15 protein-coding genes and 2 pseudogenes are annotated in these 17,645 nt (G+C 59.4%); 7 read left to right on the top strand and 10 right to left on the bottom strand.

Annotated features, from left to right (window positions below; all coding sequences use genetic code 11):
• Positions 1–9: 9 nt before the first annotated feature.
• The 3 genes from ACMXYI_RS09040 to ACMXYI_RS09050 are packed head-to-tail and all read right to left on the bottom strand — an operon-like array spanning position 10 to position 1,761.
• Complete coding sequence (locus ACMXYI_RS09040) at positions 10–270, bottom strand: phosphopantetheine-binding protein (RefSeq protein ID WP_008149626.1); 261 nt, start codon at positions 268–270, stop codon at positions 10–12.
• Positions 251–1,060: a lysophospholipid acyltransferase family protein gene (locus ACMXYI_RS09045; protein ID WP_415772907.1), complete on the bottom strand. Its 810-nt coding sequence runs from the start codon at positions 1,058–1,060 to the stop codon at positions 251–253. The genes ACMXYI_RS09040 and ACMXYI_RS09045 overlap by 20 nt, the downstream gene beginning before the upstream one ends.
• On the bottom strand, positions 1,036–1,761 hold the full coding sequence (locus ACMXYI_RS09050; protein WP_415772908.1) for a beta-ketoacyl synthase chain length factor: 726 nt from the start codon (positions 1,759–1,761) through the stop codon (positions 1,036–1,038). Before ACMXYI_RS09050 ends, ACMXYI_RS09045 begins: the two co-directional genes overlap by 25 nt.
• A 354-nt stretch (positions 1,762–2,115) precedes the next feature.
• Here ACMXYI_RS09050 and ACMXYI_RS09055 point away from each other — a divergent pair, with 354 nt between their 5' ends.
• Positions 2,116–2,886 carry a ParA family protein gene (locus ACMXYI_RS09055; RefSeq protein ID WP_415772910.1) on the top strand — a complete coding sequence of 257 codons (771 nt, stop codon included), beginning with the start codon at positions 2,116–2,118 and terminating at the stop codon, positions 2,884–2,886.
• A 10-nt stretch (positions 2,887–2,896) separates the two neighbouring features.
• Here the strand turns inward: ACMXYI_RS09055 and trxC are convergent, their stop codons facing one another.
• Entirely contained in the window at positions 2,897–3,331 is a 435-nt protein-coding gene (trxC, locus tag ACMXYI_RS09060) for a thioredoxin TrxC (RefSeq protein WP_056741233.1), read from the bottom strand.
• Positions 3,332–3,550: 219 nt separating this feature from the next.
• Between trxC and ACMXYI_RS09065 the strand changes: the two genes are divergently transcribed.
• Together ACMXYI_RS09065 and ACMXYI_RS09070 are read left to right on the top strand one after the other, a co-directional pair.
• Positions 3,551–3,823, top strand: a complete 273-nt coding sequence (locus ACMXYI_RS09065) for a type II toxin-antitoxin system HigB family toxin (RefSeq protein ID WP_415773879.1) — start codon at positions 3,551–3,553, stop codon at positions 3,821–3,823.
• Positions 3,820–4,221 carry a helix-turn-helix domain-containing protein gene (locus tag ACMXYI_RS09070; protein WP_415772912.1) on the top strand — a complete coding sequence of 134 codons (402 nt, stop codon included), beginning with the start codon at positions 3,820–3,822 and terminating at the stop codon, positions 4,219–4,221. The genes ACMXYI_RS09065 and ACMXYI_RS09070 overlap by 4 nt, the downstream gene beginning before the upstream one ends.
• 6 nt (positions 4,222–4,227) lie before the next feature.
• Here the strand turns inward: ACMXYI_RS09070 and selO are convergent, their stop codons facing one another.
• The 5 genes and pseudogenes from selO to ACMXYI_RS09095 all read right to left on the bottom strand — a co-directional run.
• Complete coding sequence (gene selO / locus ACMXYI_RS09075) at positions 4,228–5,691, bottom strand: protein adenylyltransferase SelO (RefSeq protein ID WP_415772914.1); 1,464 nt, start codon at positions 5,689–5,691, stop codon at positions 4,228–4,230.
• A gap of 48 nt (positions 5,692–5,739) precedes the next feature.
• Complete coding sequence (mscK, locus tag ACMXYI_RS09080) at positions 5,740–9,090, bottom strand: mechanosensitive channel MscK (RefSeq protein ID WP_415772916.1); 3,351 nt, start codon at positions 9,088–9,090, stop codon at positions 5,740–5,742.
• A 34-nt stretch (positions 9,091–9,124) separates the two neighbouring features.
• Positions 9,125–10,867, bottom strand: coding sequence for a potassium/proton antiporter (locus ACMXYI_RS09085; RefSeq protein WP_415772918.1), 1,743 nt, complete (start codon positions 10,865–10,867; stop codon positions 9,125–9,127).
• Between the two features lie 286 nt (positions 10,868–11,153).
• On the bottom strand, positions 11,154–12,026 hold the full coding sequence (locus tag ACMXYI_RS09090) for a methyl-accepting chemotaxis protein (protein WP_371925560.1): 873 nt from the start codon (positions 12,024–12,026) through the stop codon (positions 11,154–11,156).
• Positions 12,009–12,845, bottom strand: a pseudogene (locus tag ACMXYI_RS09095) (MCP four helix bundle domain-containing protein); the annotation flags it as partial. The gene ACMXYI_RS09090 and the pseudogene ACMXYI_RS09095, both read right to left, overlap by 18 nt.
• Before the next feature lie 209 nt (positions 12,846–13,054).
• Between ACMXYI_RS09095 and ACMXYI_RS09100 the strand changes: the two are divergent.
• The 4 genes and pseudogenes from ACMXYI_RS09100 (at position 13,055) to ACMXYI_RS09115 (ending at position 15,622) form a co-directional block, all read left to right on the top strand.
• Entirely contained in the window at positions 13,055–13,285 is a 231-nt protein-coding gene (locus ACMXYI_RS09100; RefSeq protein WP_415772920.1) for a hypothetical protein, read from the top strand.
• Positions 13,282–13,584, top strand: coding sequence for a cell division protein ZapA (locus ACMXYI_RS09105; protein WP_008149648.1), 303 nt, complete (start codon positions 13,282–13,284; stop codon positions 13,582–13,584). The genes ACMXYI_RS09100 and ACMXYI_RS09105 overlap by 4 nt, the downstream gene beginning before the upstream one ends.
• Positions 13,585–13,729: 145 nt before the next feature.
• Positions 13,730–14,755, top strand: a pseudogene (locus tag ACMXYI_RS09110) (HAMP domain-containing protein); the annotation flags it as partial.
• Between the two features lie 135 nt (positions 14,756–14,890).
• Complete coding sequence (locus ACMXYI_RS09115; protein WP_415773880.1) at positions 14,891–15,622, top strand: methyl-accepting chemotaxis protein; 732 nt, start codon at positions 14,891–14,893, stop codon at positions 15,620–15,622.
• Between the two features lie 131 nt (positions 15,623–15,753).
• Here the strand turns inward: ACMXYI_RS09115 and ACMXYI_RS09120 are convergent, their stop codons facing one another.
• Positions 15,754–17,556, bottom strand: coding sequence for an acyl-CoA dehydrogenase (locus ACMXYI_RS09120; protein ID WP_415772922.1), 1,803 nt, complete (start codon positions 17,554–17,556; stop codon positions 15,754–15,756).
• Positions 17,557–17,645 lie beyond the last annotated feature (89 nt).

Raw genomic sequence — 17,645 nt, forward strand, 5'->3', positions numbered from 1 at the left:
GGTCCGGTCTCAAGCTGCCTGTTTTGCAGTGACGAACGCCGCAAGGCTCGCCACGTTGCTGAAGTGATTGCGGGTGTCTTTGGCGTCGGCGTCGATTTTGATGCCGTACTTTTTCTGGATGGCCAGGCCGAGTTCCAGGGCGTCTACCGAATCCAGGCCCAAGCCTTCGCCGAACAGCGTCTGGTCGTCGCCGATGTCTTGTGCGCTGATGTCTTCAAGGCCCAGTGCGTCGATGATCAGTTCTTTGATTTCACGGTGTAGATCGCTCATCTTCGGCGAGCTCCTTAATATAGTAATGATGCAAATAGTCATTGAGCTTGCGCGAGGCCTGAGGAGCAGGGCCCAGCGAGGCGAAGGCTTGTGGGTCTATATCGGCCCCGATACGGAAACTGAAGTGCACACGGCGTTTGGGGATCCGATACCAGGGCTCGGCCTTGGTCAGCGTGGTCGGGCTGACCTTGATGATCACCGGGGTGAGGATTTTCGCACCGCGCAGAGCGATTGCCGCAGCGCCCCGATGGAAGGCTGGCGCCTGACCGGGCTGAGTGCGGGTGCCTTCAGGAAAGATGATCAGGGTCTGGCCGCTTTTCAGCGCGTCGGCAGCGGCATCGAGCATGTCCATGCTGCCGTCGTTGCTGATGTATTCGATGCAGCGCAGCGGGCCGCGGGTAAAAGGGTTCTCCCAGAGGCTTTTCTTGACCACGCAGTTGGCGTGGCGCACCAGGCCGATCAGGAACACCACATCAATCAGCGACGGGTGATTGGCGATGATCATTTGCCCCGGCCGACCGAGTTTTTCGGCGCCCTGGATGTCGTAAGTCAGCACGCCGGTGCGAGCCATGAATCGCACAAAAAACCAGAACAGACGGGCGACGGTGTGCCGCGCTCGCCGCCGGTGTGTCCGGGCATCGCCGGGCAGGCAGTTCAGCAACGGGAAAACTACAAGCCGCAGGCACAGCCCGCCCAACCCGAACAGGGTGAAGCTTGCGGCGGTAGCCAGCAGGCGCCAGTAATAGGCGTCGCGGTTTTTTTCGGTTACAGGTTGCGTTGCCAGGTCCATACACGATTTTTCCAGGCATGTTGGCAGGTTGTCTGCTGGCCGAGCAGGGTACTCAATAGGTTCAGGGCATGGGGCCAACGGGCTTTGGACAACTCATCCGAGGCGCTGTTCAGGGACAGCTGCCAGTCATTTCCGGGGGTGATCAACAAACCGACCGCGTAAGGGAATGGCACGTCGTCGATCCACGTCGAGTAGGCTTCGGGCGGTTGCTCTTCGGTGACAATCAGCAGTACTGCGGGAGCGCCTTCGGAAAGCAAAGCCGCGGCCTCTAGCATGCCGTGTTCAAGGCCATCGCCGGCTGCAGCGAGGGCCGTCATTTCGCTGGTTTCGCCGCGCATGATCGACCACAGGCCGATGATCGCGTTGTGCACGGACAGGCTGAATTGAGTCGGCGACAGCGGCTGATCGGCAGCCAGATCGCTGAGAATATCGAACGTGCGCGGGGTTTCGCCGTGGCGAGAAATAAAGACCAACGGTAGGTCCTGGCGGCCATCGGCCAAGGGCCAGCCGACACTGAACGCCATCCGCGCCAGACGACTGAGTCGCCGGCGCTGCATGGCCGGCAGAAACGAGACGTCGGGTGCGGCATCGCTGCTCGCAAGCACGACCGGTTGTCGGCTCCAGGCCCGCCAATCGTCCACGCTTTCGAGCCCAGGGGCCCACGCGCGCCATTGGGCGATGTTGAAATTGATCACAGACATTCATCCCGCCCCTGCGGGCTTCCTTGACGCGGTGAGTCGCAAAAAACGCGAACTACCTTACGTAGCGCTTAGCGCCGAGTGGCGCGCATTATCCCGTTGCGGCGGGCGTGTAGCAAATGATGGTTACATTTTGCTCAATGAAATGTACCGGTTGGTTCGTGCATGGCTGTCACTTGGCCATTATCCACATCATGGTGGGCATGTCTGTCGGCTCTGTCAGTGGTCAACGACAGAGTTAGCGGCTTTTTTATTGAGAGATTGCCGATGACTGTGTAGTCCCGATGCTGGCGAGGTAGCTAAGCAGCGCCGTGGACTACTACACTCGGTCATTCTTTGATACACGGAGGTTTTGACATGCGGCGCGTGGTGTTCAATCAGAAAGGTGGCGTAGGCAAATCCAGCATTGCCTGCAATCTGGCGGCGGTCAGTGCTAGCGAGGGCTATCGCACCCTCTTGGTGGATCTCGACGCCCAGGCCAACTCCACTCAGTACCTGACGGGCCTCACCGGTAATGACATTCCGATGGGGATCGCCGATTTTTTCAAACAGACCCTGTCTTCCGGACCGTTTTCCAAAAAAAGCCAGGTCGATATCTACGAAACCCCGTTCGACAACCTCCATGTCATCACTGCCACTGCCGAGCTGGCTGACTTGCAGCCCAAGCTTGAGGCCAAACACAAGATCAACAAGCTGCGCAAATTGCTCGAGGAGCTGGACGGTGATTACGACCGGATCTACCTCGATACCCCGCCAGCGTTGAATTTCTACGCGGTATCTGCGTTGATTGCCGCTGATCGTGTGCTGATCCCCTTCGATTGCGACAGCTTCTCGCGTCAGGCGCTGTACGGCCTGTTGGCGGAAATCGAAGAATTGAAGGATGACCACAACGAAGGGCTGGAAGTCGAAGGGATCGTCGTCAACCAGTTCCAGGCTCGCGCCAGTCTGCCTCAGCAAATCCTCGATGAATTGATCGCCGAAGGCCTGCCGGTATTACCGGTGTACTTGGGAAGCTCGGTGCGCATGCGTGAATCCCACCAGGCCAACACGCCGCTGATCCACCTCGATCCGCGTCATAAGCTGACGCAGCAATTTGTCGATCTGCACAACCTCCTAGAAAACACCTGACAACTGGTCGTCAGATCCCTTGGCTACGCAACCAGCTCATCAACTGCGGTAACGGGAAGGCCCCGCTCTGACGCGCCACTTCCCGGCCGTTCTTGAACAGAATCAGACTCGGAATCGAACGGATCCCCAGCTGCGCCGACAACTGCTGGTTTGCCTCGCTGTCCAGCTTGGCCAGTCGACACTTGCCCGCCAATTGCACCGCGGCCTGCTCGAACACCGGCGCAAACGACTTGCACGGTCCGCACCACTCCGCCCAAACGTCCACCAGCAACGGTAGATCGCCTTTGATCTGGCTGGCGTAATCGCTTTGCTTCAGTTCGAAGGGTTTATTCAACAGGACTTCGGCTTTGCAGCGGCCGCATTTTGGATGGTCGTTGAGGCGTTCGGCGGGGATGCGGTTGAGGCCGTTGCAGTGGGGGCAGGGGATGAGGAGTGGGTCGGTCATGCGGATGATCCTGTAAAGAAGCCGATCATCTCTATGTGGAGACGTCTGCTCACATTTTCAATCGTGCAGCGTCCGGCGATAAAACTAGGCTGAGTCGTACTGGGCGAGACCGTTGGTCTGCTCAGGATTATCGCAACTTGCGATATTTTTGGTCTGTGATTAACTCCCCATAGCAGAATGCGATAAGGATGTTGCATGCATGTCATCACCGAAAAATGAATACGTGAAGCCAAGACTAAATGGCCAAAGGCAGCTTCCGCATTGGATCATTGGTATCAAGTGGCCAAAGGAAGCAAGCCGCCGGATTTCGCGGCGATGAGGGCCCTGTTTCCTGCTATCGACAAGGTGGGTGAGTTTCACGTTTTTGACATCGGTGGCAACAAGTTGCGGCTGATCGCTTTTGTCAGGTATCGATCGCAAAAGCTTTATATCAAGCATGTGTTGGATCACCGCGAATATGGACGCGGAAAATGGAAGGAGGAAAGAGCATGAGTGTTCTTATCAAAAAAGCTGCCGAGCATTGGGAGTTCGTCTCACCTGTGCTGCGCAAACCAAAAAATGAAGATGACTATGACATGTTGGCGCAGGCGCTAGACGAGTTGCTCGAGATGACGGGCGATGATGAGTCCCATCCGCTGATGAGTCTGGTGGATATCATCGGTGACTGGATCGAGGAATGGGATCACAAGCATCACCCAATGCCGAAGCCCAGCGGTGTCGACGTTCTCGGCTACATGATGCGCGAACACGGATTGAGCCAAAGCGAGCTGCCCGGCGTCGGCACCCAGTCAGTGGTATCCGAGATCTTGAGCGGCAAGCGTCAGCTCAACCTGCGGCAGATCCGCTGGTTGGCCGAGCGCTTCGGAGTGTCGGTAGAGACCTTTATCTGATCGGATTCAGGAAGAGCAACTGATCTCCAGATGCTTGCCCCACTCTGGCGGCCGCTCGGCATAACTCTCCATCCCCGGCTGCTCCTCGAACGGATTGCTCAGCACTGCGTGCAGCCGACGTACCTCTGAATAGTCGCCGCTCTCCGCCGCATCAATGGCTTTCTGCGCCAGGTAGTTGCGCAGGATGTAGAGCGGATTGACCGCATGCATCCGTTTGCGGCGTTGTTCTTGATCAACCTCGCCTTCACGCGTCACTCGGGCGATGTAGAGCTCACCCCAGGCATCGAAGCCCTTGATGTCGACGAAGTCATCGCGCAAGCGGGCGACGGCCAGTTCGGGTGATTCTTCACCCAAACGACGGAAGAACAGGCTGTAATCGACGCCGCTGTTCTGCATCAGTTGCAGCAGGTGCTCCAGCAGTTTCTGGTCATCGTCTTCGGCCGTGGTAAAACCGAGGCGGCGGCGCATCAGGTCCAGGTAATGGGCCTGGTACAGCGGGAAGTACAGACCGAGGGTTTCACGCAGGGCTTCGACGCTGATGAACGGCGTCAGGGCCTGGGCCAGGGCGCTGAGGTTCCACTGGCCGATCGGCACCTGGTTGCTGAAGGAGTAACGACCCTGGTCATCGGAGTGGTTGCAGATGAAGTGGGCGTCGAAGTCGTCGAGGAACGCGAACGGGCCATAGTCGAAGGTAATCCCGAGGATGGACATGTTGTCGGTGTTCATCACGCCGTGGCAGAAACCGTAGGCTTGCCATTTGGCGATCAGCTCGGCATTGCGCTCGACGATTTCGCGAAACATCGCCAGGTACGGTTCCGGTTGTTCCAGGCATTCCGGGAAATGCATGGTCAGCACGTGGTCGCCGAGTTCTTTCTGTTTCTCGGGACGTTTGGTGTAGTAGAAATATTCGAAATGCCCGAAACGCACATGGCTCGGCGCCATGCGCAGGACCATGGCCGCGCGTTCCTGCTTCTCGCGCCACACCGGCGTGTCGGAGCCGATTACGCATAGAGCGCGGGTGGTCGGGATGTTCAGGGCATACAGCGCTTCAGAGGCAAGAAATTCGCGGATCGAGGACCGCAGCACCGCCCGTCCATCACCCATGCGCGAAAAGGGCGTCTGGCCGGCACCCTTGAGGTGCAGGTCCCAATGCTCGCCGGCCTCGTTGTAGACCTCGCCCAGCAACAGACCGCGACCATCGCCCAGTTGTGGGTTGTAGGAACCGAACTGATGACCTGAATAGACCATCGCTCTCGGGATCGCGTCAGCCCAGAGCTTATGGCCGCTGAACAGTTCGGCGAACGCCGGGGTTTCGGCCACGTCAGGGTCGAGATCGAGCAGCGCCATGGCGGCGGGGCTGGCCACCACCAGGCGCGGGTTGTCGATCGGCTCGGGCAGCACGTGGGTGGAAAACGTATCGCCCAGGCGGGCGAAACGATTATCGAAGGTCAGTTCGTCGAGGGCTTTCAACGGCCATCTCCAGCAGAATGTCCGAGCATTCTGCTAGGGATAGGCCGCTTAGTCGAGCTTGGCCGATGGTGGCTGCAACGGTGATTGGCCATCCACCAGCGGCACAATGGTTTTGGCTTCCGGATCGACCGGCACCATTCTGTATTCCTGACCCTGGATGTTCTTGAGGTAAACCTCCATCTGCCGGAACGAGATGTTGATGTGCTGTTTCTTGAACTCGCGATTAATGAAGCGGTTGACCTCATCGAGCACCGGGTTACGGTCACCGAGGTCGCGCACATGCATGCGCAACTCGTGGTCGAGGGTGCTTTCGCCGAAGTTCAGGAAGTACACGTGGGGCTCCGGGTCTTTCAACACTCGCGGGTTATCGCGCGCAGCCTTGAGCAGCAATTCCTTGACCAGGTCCAGGTCCGAGCCGTAATCGACACCGAGCTTGAGGGTCACTCGGGTGATGGTGTCGGTCAGGGACCAGTTGATCAGTTGTCCTGTAATGAACGTCTTGTTCGGGACAATGATGTCCTTACGATCGAAGTCGGTGATGGTCGTGGCGCGGATGCGGATCTTGCTCACCGTGCCGGACAGGTTGCCGATGGTGATGGTGTCGCCAATCCGCACCGGACGTTCGAACAGAATCATAATCCCGGAGATGAAGTTCGCGAAGATTTCCTGCATTCCGAAGCCGAGACCCACCGACAGCGCCGCCACCAGCCATTGCAACTTGTCCCAACTCACGCCGAGTGTCGACAGGGTCGAGACGAAACCGATGCCAGCGATCACGTAGGACAGCAACGTGGTGGTGGCGTACGCACTGCCCTGAGCCAGGTTCAGCTTCGACAGCACCAACACTTCCAGCAGCCCCGGCAAGTTACGCGCGAGGGCGAAGGTGATGCCGATGATGATCAGCGCACCGAGCATGTCGCCAATGCTGATCGGCACCATGCTCATGTTGGCGCCGGTGCCGCTGGTGTATTCGTAGAGGGTGACGTTATCCAGGTACGAGAACACAGATATCAGGTCCGACCAGACCCAGTACAGCGCCGCGATGAAACCGCCAAGCAGTGCCAGGCGGATCAGGCGCAGGGACTGTTCGTTGACCTTCTCGATATCCAGCGTTGGCTCTTCGATCACCGCTTCGCCGTCGCCGGCCTCTTTTGCGGCCTGGCGTTTGGCCAGGGCGCGTTGGTAGGCCAGACGGCGTGCCGCAACGCTGAGACCGCGCACGAAGGTGGCCTCGATCACCAGCCAGAACATCAGCAGGTAAAGGGTGTTGATCAATCGGTCACTGAGCTTCAGCGCGGTGTAGTAATAGCCAAAGCACACCGCCACGAACAGCGCGACAGGCAGGACGGTGAACATGATCCCCACGGCCTTGCGGAACAGCGAAGCGTTCTGGTGAGTCGGGCTGCTGATCAGCAGGCGGCTGAGCAGCCAGGCCATCAACGCGTAGCAGGTCAGCACCACCGGCATGCCGAGTACGTCATCGGCCAGGGTCGCGGGTTGCAGTTCGGCGACTGCCACCACCGCGACCAACGCCATGACCACCAGCCCGAGTCGACGGACCCAGCCCTGCAGGAATTCGACCTGAGGTTTTTCCCAGCGGAAATGCAGTTCGGCCACGCCGCCCGGCGCGAGGACCCGGTAAGCGGTGTAGAACACTAGCCACGCCTGGGCCATTTGCAGCAGTGCCGCACCCATGTTCGCGTTCTGTCCGCGGGCGTCGATTTGCAAGGCCAGGCCACACAAGGCCAGACCCAGTGAGACCGGCATCGCCAGCAGAATGTTGATCAGGATTGCCTGCGGCGTGTGCCACTGGCTGTCGCGCTTGAAGTGGCCGATGTCCTGGTGAACCTTGCTCAGTCGGGCATACAGGCTTTTGCGCCGCCACAGCAGGGCACCGATCAACAGTGCCAGGGGCAGGAACAGCAGCGGCCGTTGAGTCAGGCCGTCACTTAATTCGCTCAGGCTGGAAGCCCACGGCAGCGTGGTGACCTGACGTTCCAGGCGCTCCGGCACGGCGCGCATCCATTCCAGGTCCAGCGGCTTGTTGCTGGGAATCCAGAACATCTGCTCATCGAGGGTCGCCCGCAGGCTTTGCGCGGTGCTGAGCAGTTGTTTCTGATTGAGCTGCAGGGTAATGGATTCGTTGAGCACCGCACTCAGTTCGCGGTTCAGCCGCTCCAGCAGGTCGGCGCGGGTCGTGGCCAGTTCCAGCAGGCTCTTGCGCAGTTGCGGGGTGACTTGCTCGGGGGGCTGAGTCGACAGCAGGTTGTCGACGTAGGTCGCCGGGTTGCTGAGCAGTTCCCGTTGCTGGCTGACTTCGAACTGATACAGGCGAATGTCGGCGATCTGGTCGGCCAGGTCACGGTCGAGCTTGAGGCGTGGCAGGGACTGTTTCTGTTTGTAGAGAATCTTGGAGAGCAGCAGGCTGCCCTTGAGCACGTTGATTTGCTCGTCCAGCGCCGAATCGCTCTGGGTCACGTTGTCCAGCTGCTGCTTGGTCTGCAGGTTCTGCTGGGTGACTTCGTTGAGGCGATCGGTACTTTTGAGCAGGTAGTCTGAAAGCTTCAGGTTGGCCGCGCTCTCGGTAGCCAGCAGGGTGCTGCCGCCGGACTTCTGCGCTTCGATGGACTGCTGCGTCACCGTCTCTTGGGACTGGGCCAGGCGCTTCTGGTTGATCAGGGTTTGCAGCTCCTGGATTTCCTGATCCAGACGATCGGATTTTTCCGAGAGCAAGTCATGTTGACTGTTACCCAAGTCCTGCAACTGGTTGTTGCCGGCCAGTTCCTGGCGACGCAACGGGATCAGGGCATTCAGTGCTGCGAGTTCGGCGTTGAGCAGGTCGCGTTGCTCAGGGGTCAAGGTCTTGCCGGCGTCTTTGCCGATCTTGAGGATGTTGTTGATCTGCTGGATGCGAGTCTGGCTGGTCGAAATTTCGGCCTGTGCGCGCTCGGGGCGGGTCTGGGCAGTAATCACCAGACTGTTGGCCTCGGCCAGGGCTTTTTGCAGATCGCTTTGCTGGGTGGAGCGCTCGGTGAGCATTTGTTCCAGTTGCTGGATAGGCTCTTTGGCATAGCGCTGCGGTACTGGCAGCACTTTGCTGGCTTTGAGCTTGGCCAGTTCTCGCTGGTTCTCGATGTTCTGCTTCGGGGCGTTGGCCAGTTGCTGCTTGAGATCGGCCAGTTTCTGCTCGTAATCACGCTTGTTGTTGAGCTGTGTCAGCGTGCTTTGCAGGATGCTCTGCAGGGCTTTCTGATCGGCTTCCGGCAATTTGCGGTCGGCGATCTTGTTCAGGTTCGCCTGCACGGCTTCGCTGGACGGCGGTTCGGCCGCTTGCAATGTACCGACAGAAAGACTCAAGCCCAGCAGGGCCGTGATGATAAACGTGCGCAGGGTTGACATAGAGACCGATCAAAAACGAGACGAAGTGTGGAGTTTAGAGGAACAAGCCCGGACCGGGGCGACTTCCTTCGGGGAATCTGACGCCTACTTTACCGATCTTGTTCCCTTCCATGACCGCGACGGTCCAAATGGTGTTGTTCCACTCCACCTGGTCACCGACTACGGGTGCACCGCCCACTTTCTGGGCAATGAAGTGGCCGAGCGACATGTCCGGATCGATGCCTTCCACTTTCAATCCGTACAGCGCCGCAACCGCAGCCAGCTGGGCGTCTCCTTCGAGTACGAAGTCGCCGAAGAAGCGCAAATCGAGGCCCCGTTGCGGTGCCTGACTGAAGAGTTTTCCGAGGGCCGGAAGGTTGTGTTCATGGCCGATTACGCACAGCAAATCGTCGACTTCGAGCACCGTACTACCCGACGGATGGAGCAATTGTTGGCCACGAAACAGTGCCGCAATCCGGGTGCCTTCGGGCATTTTCAGTTCGCGAAGGGGCGAGCCGATGCACCATTTCTCGGCACCGAGGCGATAAACGAACAGCTCCCACTCACTGGTGACGTGCACTTCCAGGGCTGCGCGGGAGATCGGCGCCGGCTCCGGCGGAACGGTCACTTTCAAAAGCTTCGCGACCCACGGCAGGCTCGTGCCCTGCACCAGCAGCGACACCAACACGATAAAGAAGGCGAGGTTGAAATAGAGCTGGGCGTTGGGCAGGCCGGCCATCAGCGGGAACACCGCCAAAATGATCGGGACCGCGCCGCGTAACCCGACCCATGAAATGAACGCCTTCTCGCGCCCATGGAACGCCTTGAAGGGCAGCAGGCCGACCAAAACCGACAATGGCCGGGCAAACAGAATCATCCACAGCGCCAGGCCCAGAGCGGGCAGGGCAATCGGCAACAAGTCGTGGGGCGTCACCAGCAGCCCCAGCACCAGGAACATGCCGATTTGCGCCAGCCAGGCCATGCCATCGAGCATGTGCAAAATGCCGTGGCGGCTGCGCACCGGGCGGTTGCCGATGACCAGGCCGCACAGGTAAACCGCCAAAAAGCCGCTGCCGTGCAAGGCGTTGGTCAGGGCGAACACGACCAGTCCACCAGCAATGACCAGGATCGGATACAGGCCGGTGGCCAAGTGGATGCGGTTGACCAGTTGCAGCATGAGCCAGCCGCCGCCGAGGCCGATGACGGCACCGATACCGAACTCGCGCATCAAGTGCCCGAGCAGGCTCCAGTGCAGACCGGTCTGGCCGCTGGCGAGCATGTCGATCAGGGTCACGGTCAGGAACACCGCCATCGGGTCGTTGCTGCCGGACTCGATCTCGAGGCTGGCGGTGACTCGTTCGTTCAGGCCTTTGCCGCCGAGCAGCGAGAACACCGCCGCGGCGTCGGTGGAGCCGACAATAGCGCCGATCAGCAGGCCCTGAATCAGGTTCAGGTTGAACAGCCACGCGGCTGCCATGCCGGTCAGCCCGGTGGTGATCAACACTCCGACTGTCGCCAGCGACAGCGCCGGCCATAACGCCACGCGGAAGCTGGAAACCCGGGTGCGCAAGCCGCCATCGAGCAGGATGACGGCCAGGGCGAGGTTGCCGACCAGATAAGCCGTTGGGTAGTTATCGAAAATAATGCCGGCGCCATCGACGCCGGCCGACATGCCCACCGCGAGGATGATCACCAGAATCGGGATACCGAGGCGCGATGAAAGTGAGCTCACCAGAATGCTTGCACCTACCAGCAACGCGCCGATCAAGAACAGGCTGTTGATGGTCGTCGCATTCAAAGGCAGTACTCCAGAAAGCTGAAAGGCGGGCGCAAACTGACCATGCAGTCTGCGTGCCAGCGATTCTAACCTGTTGAAATGTGATGCTGTCAAAAAGCTTTTTGCAATGACACAGCAGTGGCACGACCTGCCCCTGTAGCAGCTGGCGCAGCCTGCGTTCGGCTGCGGAGCAGTCGTCAAATTGTGATTCGCGGTACGTCAGACGGATCCAGTACGCTGGAATCGCGACTGCTGCGCAGCCGAACGCAGGCTGCGCCAGCTGCTACAGGGTTCGGTGCATTGGCTGTTAAAGGCTAAACCGCCCAACCATGTTGTTCAGGTCCAGCGCCAATCGCGACAGCTCATTGCTCGCGGCACTGGTCTGATTCGCCCCGGTCGCCGACTGCACCGACAGATCACGAATGTTCACCAGGTTGCGATCCACTTCGCGAGCGACCTGCGCCTGCTCTTCGGCTGCACTGGCAATGACCAGGTTGCGTTCGTTGATTTCGACGATCGCGCTATTAATAGTGTCCAGCGACATACCTGCACCACGAGCGATGTTCAAGGTCGATTCAGCACGCTCGGTGCTGTTGCGCATCGAATCCACTGCGTGTTCGGTACCGCTCTGGATGCTGCCGATCATGCGTTCGATTTCGCTGGTCGACTGCTGGGTGCGGTGGGCCAAGGCACGAACCTCGTCCGCTACCACGGCGAAACCACGACCGGCTTCACCGGCACGGGCCGCTTCGATGGCCGCGTTCAATGCCAGCAAGTTGGTCTGGTCAGCCAGACCGCGAATCACGTCCAGCACTTTGCCGATGTCACGGGACTCGTTGGCCAGGTCGCCAATCAGGGTCGCGGTGCTCTGCACATCGGCGCTCATGCGTTCGATGGCGCTGACGGTTTCCTGCACCAGGTCACGGCCATCACCGGCGGAGGTAGTGGCATTTTTCGAGGCTTCGGACGTGCTGACGGCATTGCGCGCGACTTCTTCCACGGCGCTGGTCATTTCGTTGACCGCGGTGGCGGCCTGTTCGATTTCATTGTTCTGCTGGGTCAGGCCACGAGCGCTTTCGTCGGTGACACTGTTGAGCTCTTCAGCGGCCGACGCCAGTTGCGTGGCGGAGCCGGAAATCCGCTGCAGGGTGTCGCGCAGCTTGTCCTGCATCTTCGACATGGCCAGCAGCAAGCGGCCGGCTTCGTCCTCACCGTCTACGGTGATCGGGCGAGTCAGGTTGCCTTCAGCAATTTCTTCGGCAGCGCTCAGGGCGTTGGCGATCGGCTTGGTGATGCTGTTGGTCAGCAACCAGGCGAAAAGCAGGGTCAGGCCGGTCGCGATCACCAGCAAGGTGATCACGAGGGTGAAGGCCGAAGCGTACTGGTCGGCGGCTTGCTGATTGGTGTCGAGGGTCTGCTGAGTGTTGATCTCCAGCAAACGGTTCAACACGGCATTCACCGCTTCGGAGTTGGTCAGCAAATCGGTGTTGAGCAGGGTGCGCAGTTCATCCACCTGATTGTTGCGCGACAGGGTCTTCATGCGGTCTTCAATCTGACGGTACTGGCCGAGCAACTGCACGTACTGGTCGTAGGCCGAACGTTCCTGCGGGCTGGTGATCAGCTTTTCGTAGGTCGCCTGAGCGGCGCGAATCTGTTGATTGCGGGTTTCCAGCAGTTCCATGGTCTTTTGCTGGACATCCGGCTCGCGGTTCACCAGCAAACGGTAGGACAACACCCGCAGGCGCAGGGTCAGTTGAGTGAACTCATCCAGGCTCTTGATGCTCGGAACGCTGCTCAAAGTGATGTCTTCACCGGCCGCGCGAATCTTGCTCATCTGGTTCAAGGCAAACACACCCAAAACCAGCATCAAACCGCCAATCAGGGCAAAACCGAGGAACGCCCGTGGCGCGATATTCATATTACGAAGGGACATGGTGTTTACCGAAAAGAGCGCATCCGTGCGGCGCTGAGACTGACGTATGGGTGACTTATCGGTCATACGACTAAAGTCTTGAGGCCCTGCGCGTTTTTGTCGCACAACGGCTCCGGCGACGAAGTGCAGGAACCAGATTCGCCAATCACAGTCTTTAAAGTTCGCGAGGAAGGTCGCCCGCCAGGAAAATCAAGGCCTTGCGCCCCAATAACCCTGGCATCCGTGGTGACTTTTCTTTATCGTACGCGCCCTTTGAAAATGCTTGGAAAATCAAAATGTTGGAAGCATCCCTAAGCCAATTGGAACAGCTGGTCAGCGACCTGGTGCAACAGAACCAGACCCTGCTCGGCACCAACCAAACCCTGAGCGCAGAACTGGCCCAGGCCAAGGATGAAAACGAAAGCCTGCAACTGGCGCTGATGGAACAGGAAGAGAAACAAGGGGCCACCGCTGCTCGTATCCAGGCCCTGGTTGAGCGCGTCAGCGCCGGCCCGGTCAGCGCATGAATCACGGCGCCGCAGGGGTAAAAGTCGTCTCGATCCTGGGGGAGGACTATTCGATCAAGGCGCCGGCCGGGGAAGAGCAAACCCTGCTGGACGCCGCGTTAATGCTGAAGGCTGCCCTGGCTGACACCAAAAGGAAGTACCCGACGCTGATCGGTGACCGCTTGCTGGTGCTGGCCGCGATGAATCTGTGCTCCCAGCAGATCGAAATGCAGAAACAGCACAAGCAGGAACTCGACCGTTACCAAGAGCAAGTCAGCGCCACGGTTGAAGTGATCTCCAAGACGATCAATCAGGCCTGATCGGCTTTGCGCACAACCAAAGAATAAATTGTCGCTTGCGTTGTATACAATCGGCACGGCTGTTGCAGTGTTTCAGCCTCTTATTCTTTGGGGGTGCTCCATGCAGTTCTGGCGACGCAGTATTCAATGGCAGTTGATCCTGAGCATGGGCACCGCCCTGCTGGTCAGTATTCTGATCGTGGTTGGCATTTATACCCTCGTGGTCAACCGTCTCGCCGAGCGCTATCTGGTCGAACAAGCGCTGCCGTCGAGCATCGAAGCGATGCGCAACGACATCGAGCGAATCCTCGTTCAACCCCTCACCGCCGCCAAGGACATCGCCAGCAACAGCATGGTGCGCGACTGGTTGGCCGGGGGTGAAAACAGCGCCCAGACCGCCACGTTCGTGGAGTATCTGGAAGGCATTCGCGCGGAGCACAAAGCCTTTACCGCGTTGATCGTCGGCACAGCTTCAAACCACTACTTCACCGAAAAAGGCCTGGACCGGACCCTCAGCCGTTCGAACCCCAAAGACGCCTGGTTCTACTCGTTCCTCGACAGCAATCAGCCGCGCACCCTCAATATCGACAATGACACCGCGACCGGAGAATTGGCACTGTTCATCGACCTCAAAGTCGAGCAGGCCGGCAAAGTCGTGGGCGTTGCCGGGCTTGGCCTGAGCATGAAAGAGCTGTCGGAGCTGATCCACAACTTCAACTTCGGTGAGCGCGGCAAGGTCTATCTCGTGCGTTCCGACGGTTTGATCCAGGTTCACCCCGAGGCGCAGTTCAGCGGCAAACGCTCCTTGGCCGAACAGATTGGCGCCCCGGCAGCGCAAGCCGTCATGGGCCAACAAGCTGCCACCCACAGCAGCTTCGATCGCGATGGCGAAGATTTCCTGGCATTGAGCCTGCCGTTGCGGGACTTGGGTTGGACCCTGGTGGCCGAAGTGCCGCAGTCGCAGATCTACGCCGAAGCGCGCCGCGCAATGTGGATGAGCAGCGGTATCGGCCTGGCGGTGGCGCTGGTTTGCCTGATGCTGGTGGTGTTGTTGGCCCGTGGATTGGTGCGGCCGATCCGTCAGGTAACAGCGGCGCTGGTAGCCATCGGTAGCGGTGGTGGAGATTTGACCCACAGGTTAGATTCCAGTCGCGCCGATGAACTGGGTGACCTGGCTCGCGGCTTCAATCGATTCCTGGAAAGCCAGCGCGACATGATCGGCGAAGTGCTGACCACCAGCGAGCGTTTACGCACGGCAGTCGGCCAGGTGGCGCGGGTGGTGGACAACACCGCAGAACGCTCCGGCCGGCAGCAGGAAATGACCGACATGGTCGCCACCGCCGTCCACGAAATGGGCCTGACTGTGCAGGAAATCGCCCAGAATGCCGGCAACGCTGCGGTGGCTTCACAAACTGCCCGCGATGAGGCGATGCAGGCGCGGGAAGTGGTGGGCGGGTCGATCCGGCATATTGAAAGCATGTCCGATGAGATTGGCCTCGCTGCCAGTGCGGTGGGCGAGTTGGCCCATCAGGTGGCATCCATCGATCAGGTGTTAGCAGTGATTCGCGGGATTTCCGAGCAGACCAACTTGTTGGCGCTCAACGCGGCCATCGAAGCGGCGCGGGCCGGGGACATGGGGCGTGGGTTTGCGGTAGTGGCGGATGAAGTGCGGACGTTGGCGCGGCGGACGCAGTCGTCGACTGATGAGATTCAGCAGATGATTGGCAGCCTCAAGCAAGGCGCGGAGAACGCGGTGTCGTCGATGCATTCCGGGCAAGCGGCGACCGGCACGGGCGTCGAGTCGAGCCAACGCACCGGGGCGTCGTTGACGGCGATTACCGGGCAGGTGGAACGCATCAGCGACATGAACCATCAGGTGGCGGCGGCGACGGAAGAGCAGTCGGCGGTGACGGAAGAGATTAACCGGAACGTGCAGGGGATTTCTGACTTGGCGCGGGCGACGGCGGGGGAGGTCAGGGCTTGCCGCGAGGATTGTCAGACGTTGCAGCGCTTGGCGGATGATTTGGCGCGGCAGATGGGTAGCTTCAAACTCACCTAACCGATCGTTCCCACGCTCTGCGTGGGAATGCCTCCTGTGACGCTCTGCGTCACGATCGAAAAGGGACGCGGAGCGTCCCGGGCTGCATTCCCACGCGGAGCGTGGGAACGATCAGCGATACAAGACTGCGATTAGAACCATTCATCCTGCATTGTCAGACACACATCATCCCGAGCCTCAAGAATCGCCAATTCATGGTGGCAACCCGGCACTTCCCACGTCAGAAAATACCGCGCCGCCTGCAGCTTGCCTTTATAGAAGCTCACATCCGCCACATTCCCTTTGGCCAACCCTTCCTCAGCGCGAATCGCCTGCTCCAGCCAGCGCCAGCCAATCACCGTATGCCCGAACACTTTCAGGTACAGCGCCGAGTTCGCCAGACTGCTATTAACCTTGCCTTGCCCCAGATCCGTCAGCAAACCAATGGTCACGGTTTGCAGGCGCGCCACCAATTTCTCCAATGGCTCACGCAGCGCGGTTAACGATTCATACGCTTGAGCGCGCTCGGCGGTATCGGCAATCAGACGGATCAATTGCTTGAGCCCCGCACCACCGTTCTGCGCCAGTTTGCGGCCCAGCAAGTCCAGCGATTGAATGCCGTGAGTCCCTTCGTGAATCGGGTTCAGACGGTTGTCGCGGTAATACTGCTCCACCGGGTATTCGCGGGTGTAACCGTGGCCGCCGAGTATCTGGATCGCCAGTTCATTGGCCTTCAGGCAAAACTCCGACGGCCAGGATTTGACGATCGGCGTGAGCAAATCCAGCAGCTCATGGGCCTGTTTGCGCTCGGCTTCAGTCTCAAGGGTCGTGGTGTCGTCAAACAGTCGCGCCGCGTACAGCCCAAGGTCGAACGAACCTTCGACGTAGGCTTTCTGAGTCAGCAACATGCGTTTGACGTCGGCGTGCTGAATGATCGCCACCGGCGCGGTATTCGGGTCCTTGCTGTCCGGCACGCGACCTTGCGGGCGCTCGCGTGCGTACTCCAGGGAATACAGATAACCGGCGTAACCGAGCATCACCGCGCCCATGCCGACGCCAATTCGTGCCTCGTTCATCATCTGGAACATGTAGCTCAAGCCGTGATGAGGCTTGCCCACGAGGTAGCCGACACACTCGCCGTTGTCGCCGAAGTTCAGCGCGGTGGAGGTGGTGCCGCGCCAGCCCATCTTGTGGAACAGCCCGGCCAGCAGTACGTCGTTGCGTTTGCCGAGGCTACCGTCATCGTTGACCAGAAACTTGGGCACGATGAACAGCGAAATCCCTTTCACCCCGGCCGGTGCATCCGGCAGCTTGGCCAGCACCATGTGCACGATGTTTTCCGACAGCGGGTGATCACCGCCGGAGATGAAGATCTTGTTGCCCTTGAGTCGATAGGTGCCGTCAGGCGCAGGTTCTGCGCGGGTACGAATATCCGACAGCGACGAGCCGGCATGCGGTTCGGTCAGCGCCATGGTGCCGAAGAAGCGTCCGTCGATCATCGGTTGCAGGAAGCGCTGTTTCTGCTCCTCGGTGCCAAAGCTTTCGATCAGGTTCGCCGCGCCCATGGTCAGGAACGGATAAGAGGTCGACGCCGCGTTGGCCGACTGAAAATGCGCAAAGCAGGCCTGAGACAACAGCGTAGGAAGTTGCATCCCGCCCGCGTCGAAACTGCGCGCAGCGTTGAGGAAACCGGCTTCAAGGAAGGCATCCACCGCCGGTTTCACTTCTGGAATCAGAACCGCCTGACCGTCCTCATAGCGCGGCTCGTTCTCGTCGCCTTTGCGATTGTGCGGAGCGAAGAACTTCTCGGCGATGTTGCGAGCGGTGCCAATGGCAGCATCGAAGGTTTCGCGGTTGTGCTCGGCGAAACGCTCACGCTGAGTCAGGCCTTCGGCATCGAGGACTTCATACAGCTCGAAAGCCAGATTGCGGGAACTGAGCAACGTCTCGGACATGGCGGCCTACCTTTTTTTGGAGTGGACCGAGTCTAGGCTTGGGGAGGGCGGGGTGAACAGGATGATTGATGAGCGTGATGGTGGAGCAG

The sequence above is a fragment of the Pseudomonas lyxosi genome (assembly GCF_047758685.1).
GTDB classification, from domain to species: Bacteria; Pseudomonadota; Gammaproteobacteria; order Pseudomonadales; family Pseudomonadaceae; genus Aquipseudomonas; species Aquipseudomonas lyxosi.

Coding starts and splice junctions, on each gene's coding strand:
- ACMXYI_RS09040 (WP_008149626.1), bottom strand. CDS start 270: ATGAGCGATCTACACCGTGAAATCAAAGAACTGATCATCGACGCACTG.
- ACMXYI_RS09045 (WP_415772907.1), bottom strand. CDS start 1,060: ATGGACCTGGCAACGCAACCTGTAACCGAAAAAAACCGCGACGCCTAT.
- ACMXYI_RS09050 (WP_415772908.1), bottom strand. CDS start 1,761: ATGTCTGTGATCAATTTCAACATCGCCCAATGGCGCGCGTGGGCCCCT.
- ACMXYI_RS09055 (WP_415772910.1), top strand. CDS start 2,116: ATGCGGCGCGTGGTGTTCAATCAGAAAGGTGGCGTAGGCAAATCCAGC.
- trxC (WP_056741233.1), bottom strand. CDS start 3,331: ATGACCGACCCACTCCTCATCCCCTGCCCCCACTGCAACGGCCTCAAC.
- ACMXYI_RS09070 (WP_415772912.1), top strand. CDS start 3,820: ATGAGTGTTCTTATCAAAAAAGCTGCCGAGCATTGGGAGTTCGTCTCA.
- mscK (WP_415772916.1), bottom strand. CDS start 9,090: ATGTCAACCCTGCGCACGTTTATCATCACGGCCCTGCTGGGCTTGAGT.
- ACMXYI_RS09090 (WP_371925560.1), bottom strand. CDS start 12,026: ATGTCGAAGATGCAGGACAAGCTGCGCGACACCCTGCAGCGGATTTCC.
- ACMXYI_RS09100 (WP_415772920.1), top strand. CDS start 13,055: ATGTTGGAAGCATCCCTAAGCCAATTGGAACAGCTGGTCAGCGACCTG.
- ACMXYI_RS09105 (WP_008149648.1), top strand. CDS start 13,282: ATGAATCACGGCGCCGCAGGGGTAAAAGTCGTCTCGATCCTGGGGGAG.
- ACMXYI_RS09115 (WP_415773880.1), top strand. CDS start 14,891: ATGGTCGCCACCGCCGTCCACGAAATGGGCCTGACTGTGCAGGAAATC.
- ACMXYI_RS09120 (WP_415772922.1), bottom strand. CDS start 17,556: ATGTCCGAGACGTTGCTCAGTTCCCGCAATCTGGCTTTCGAGCTGTAT.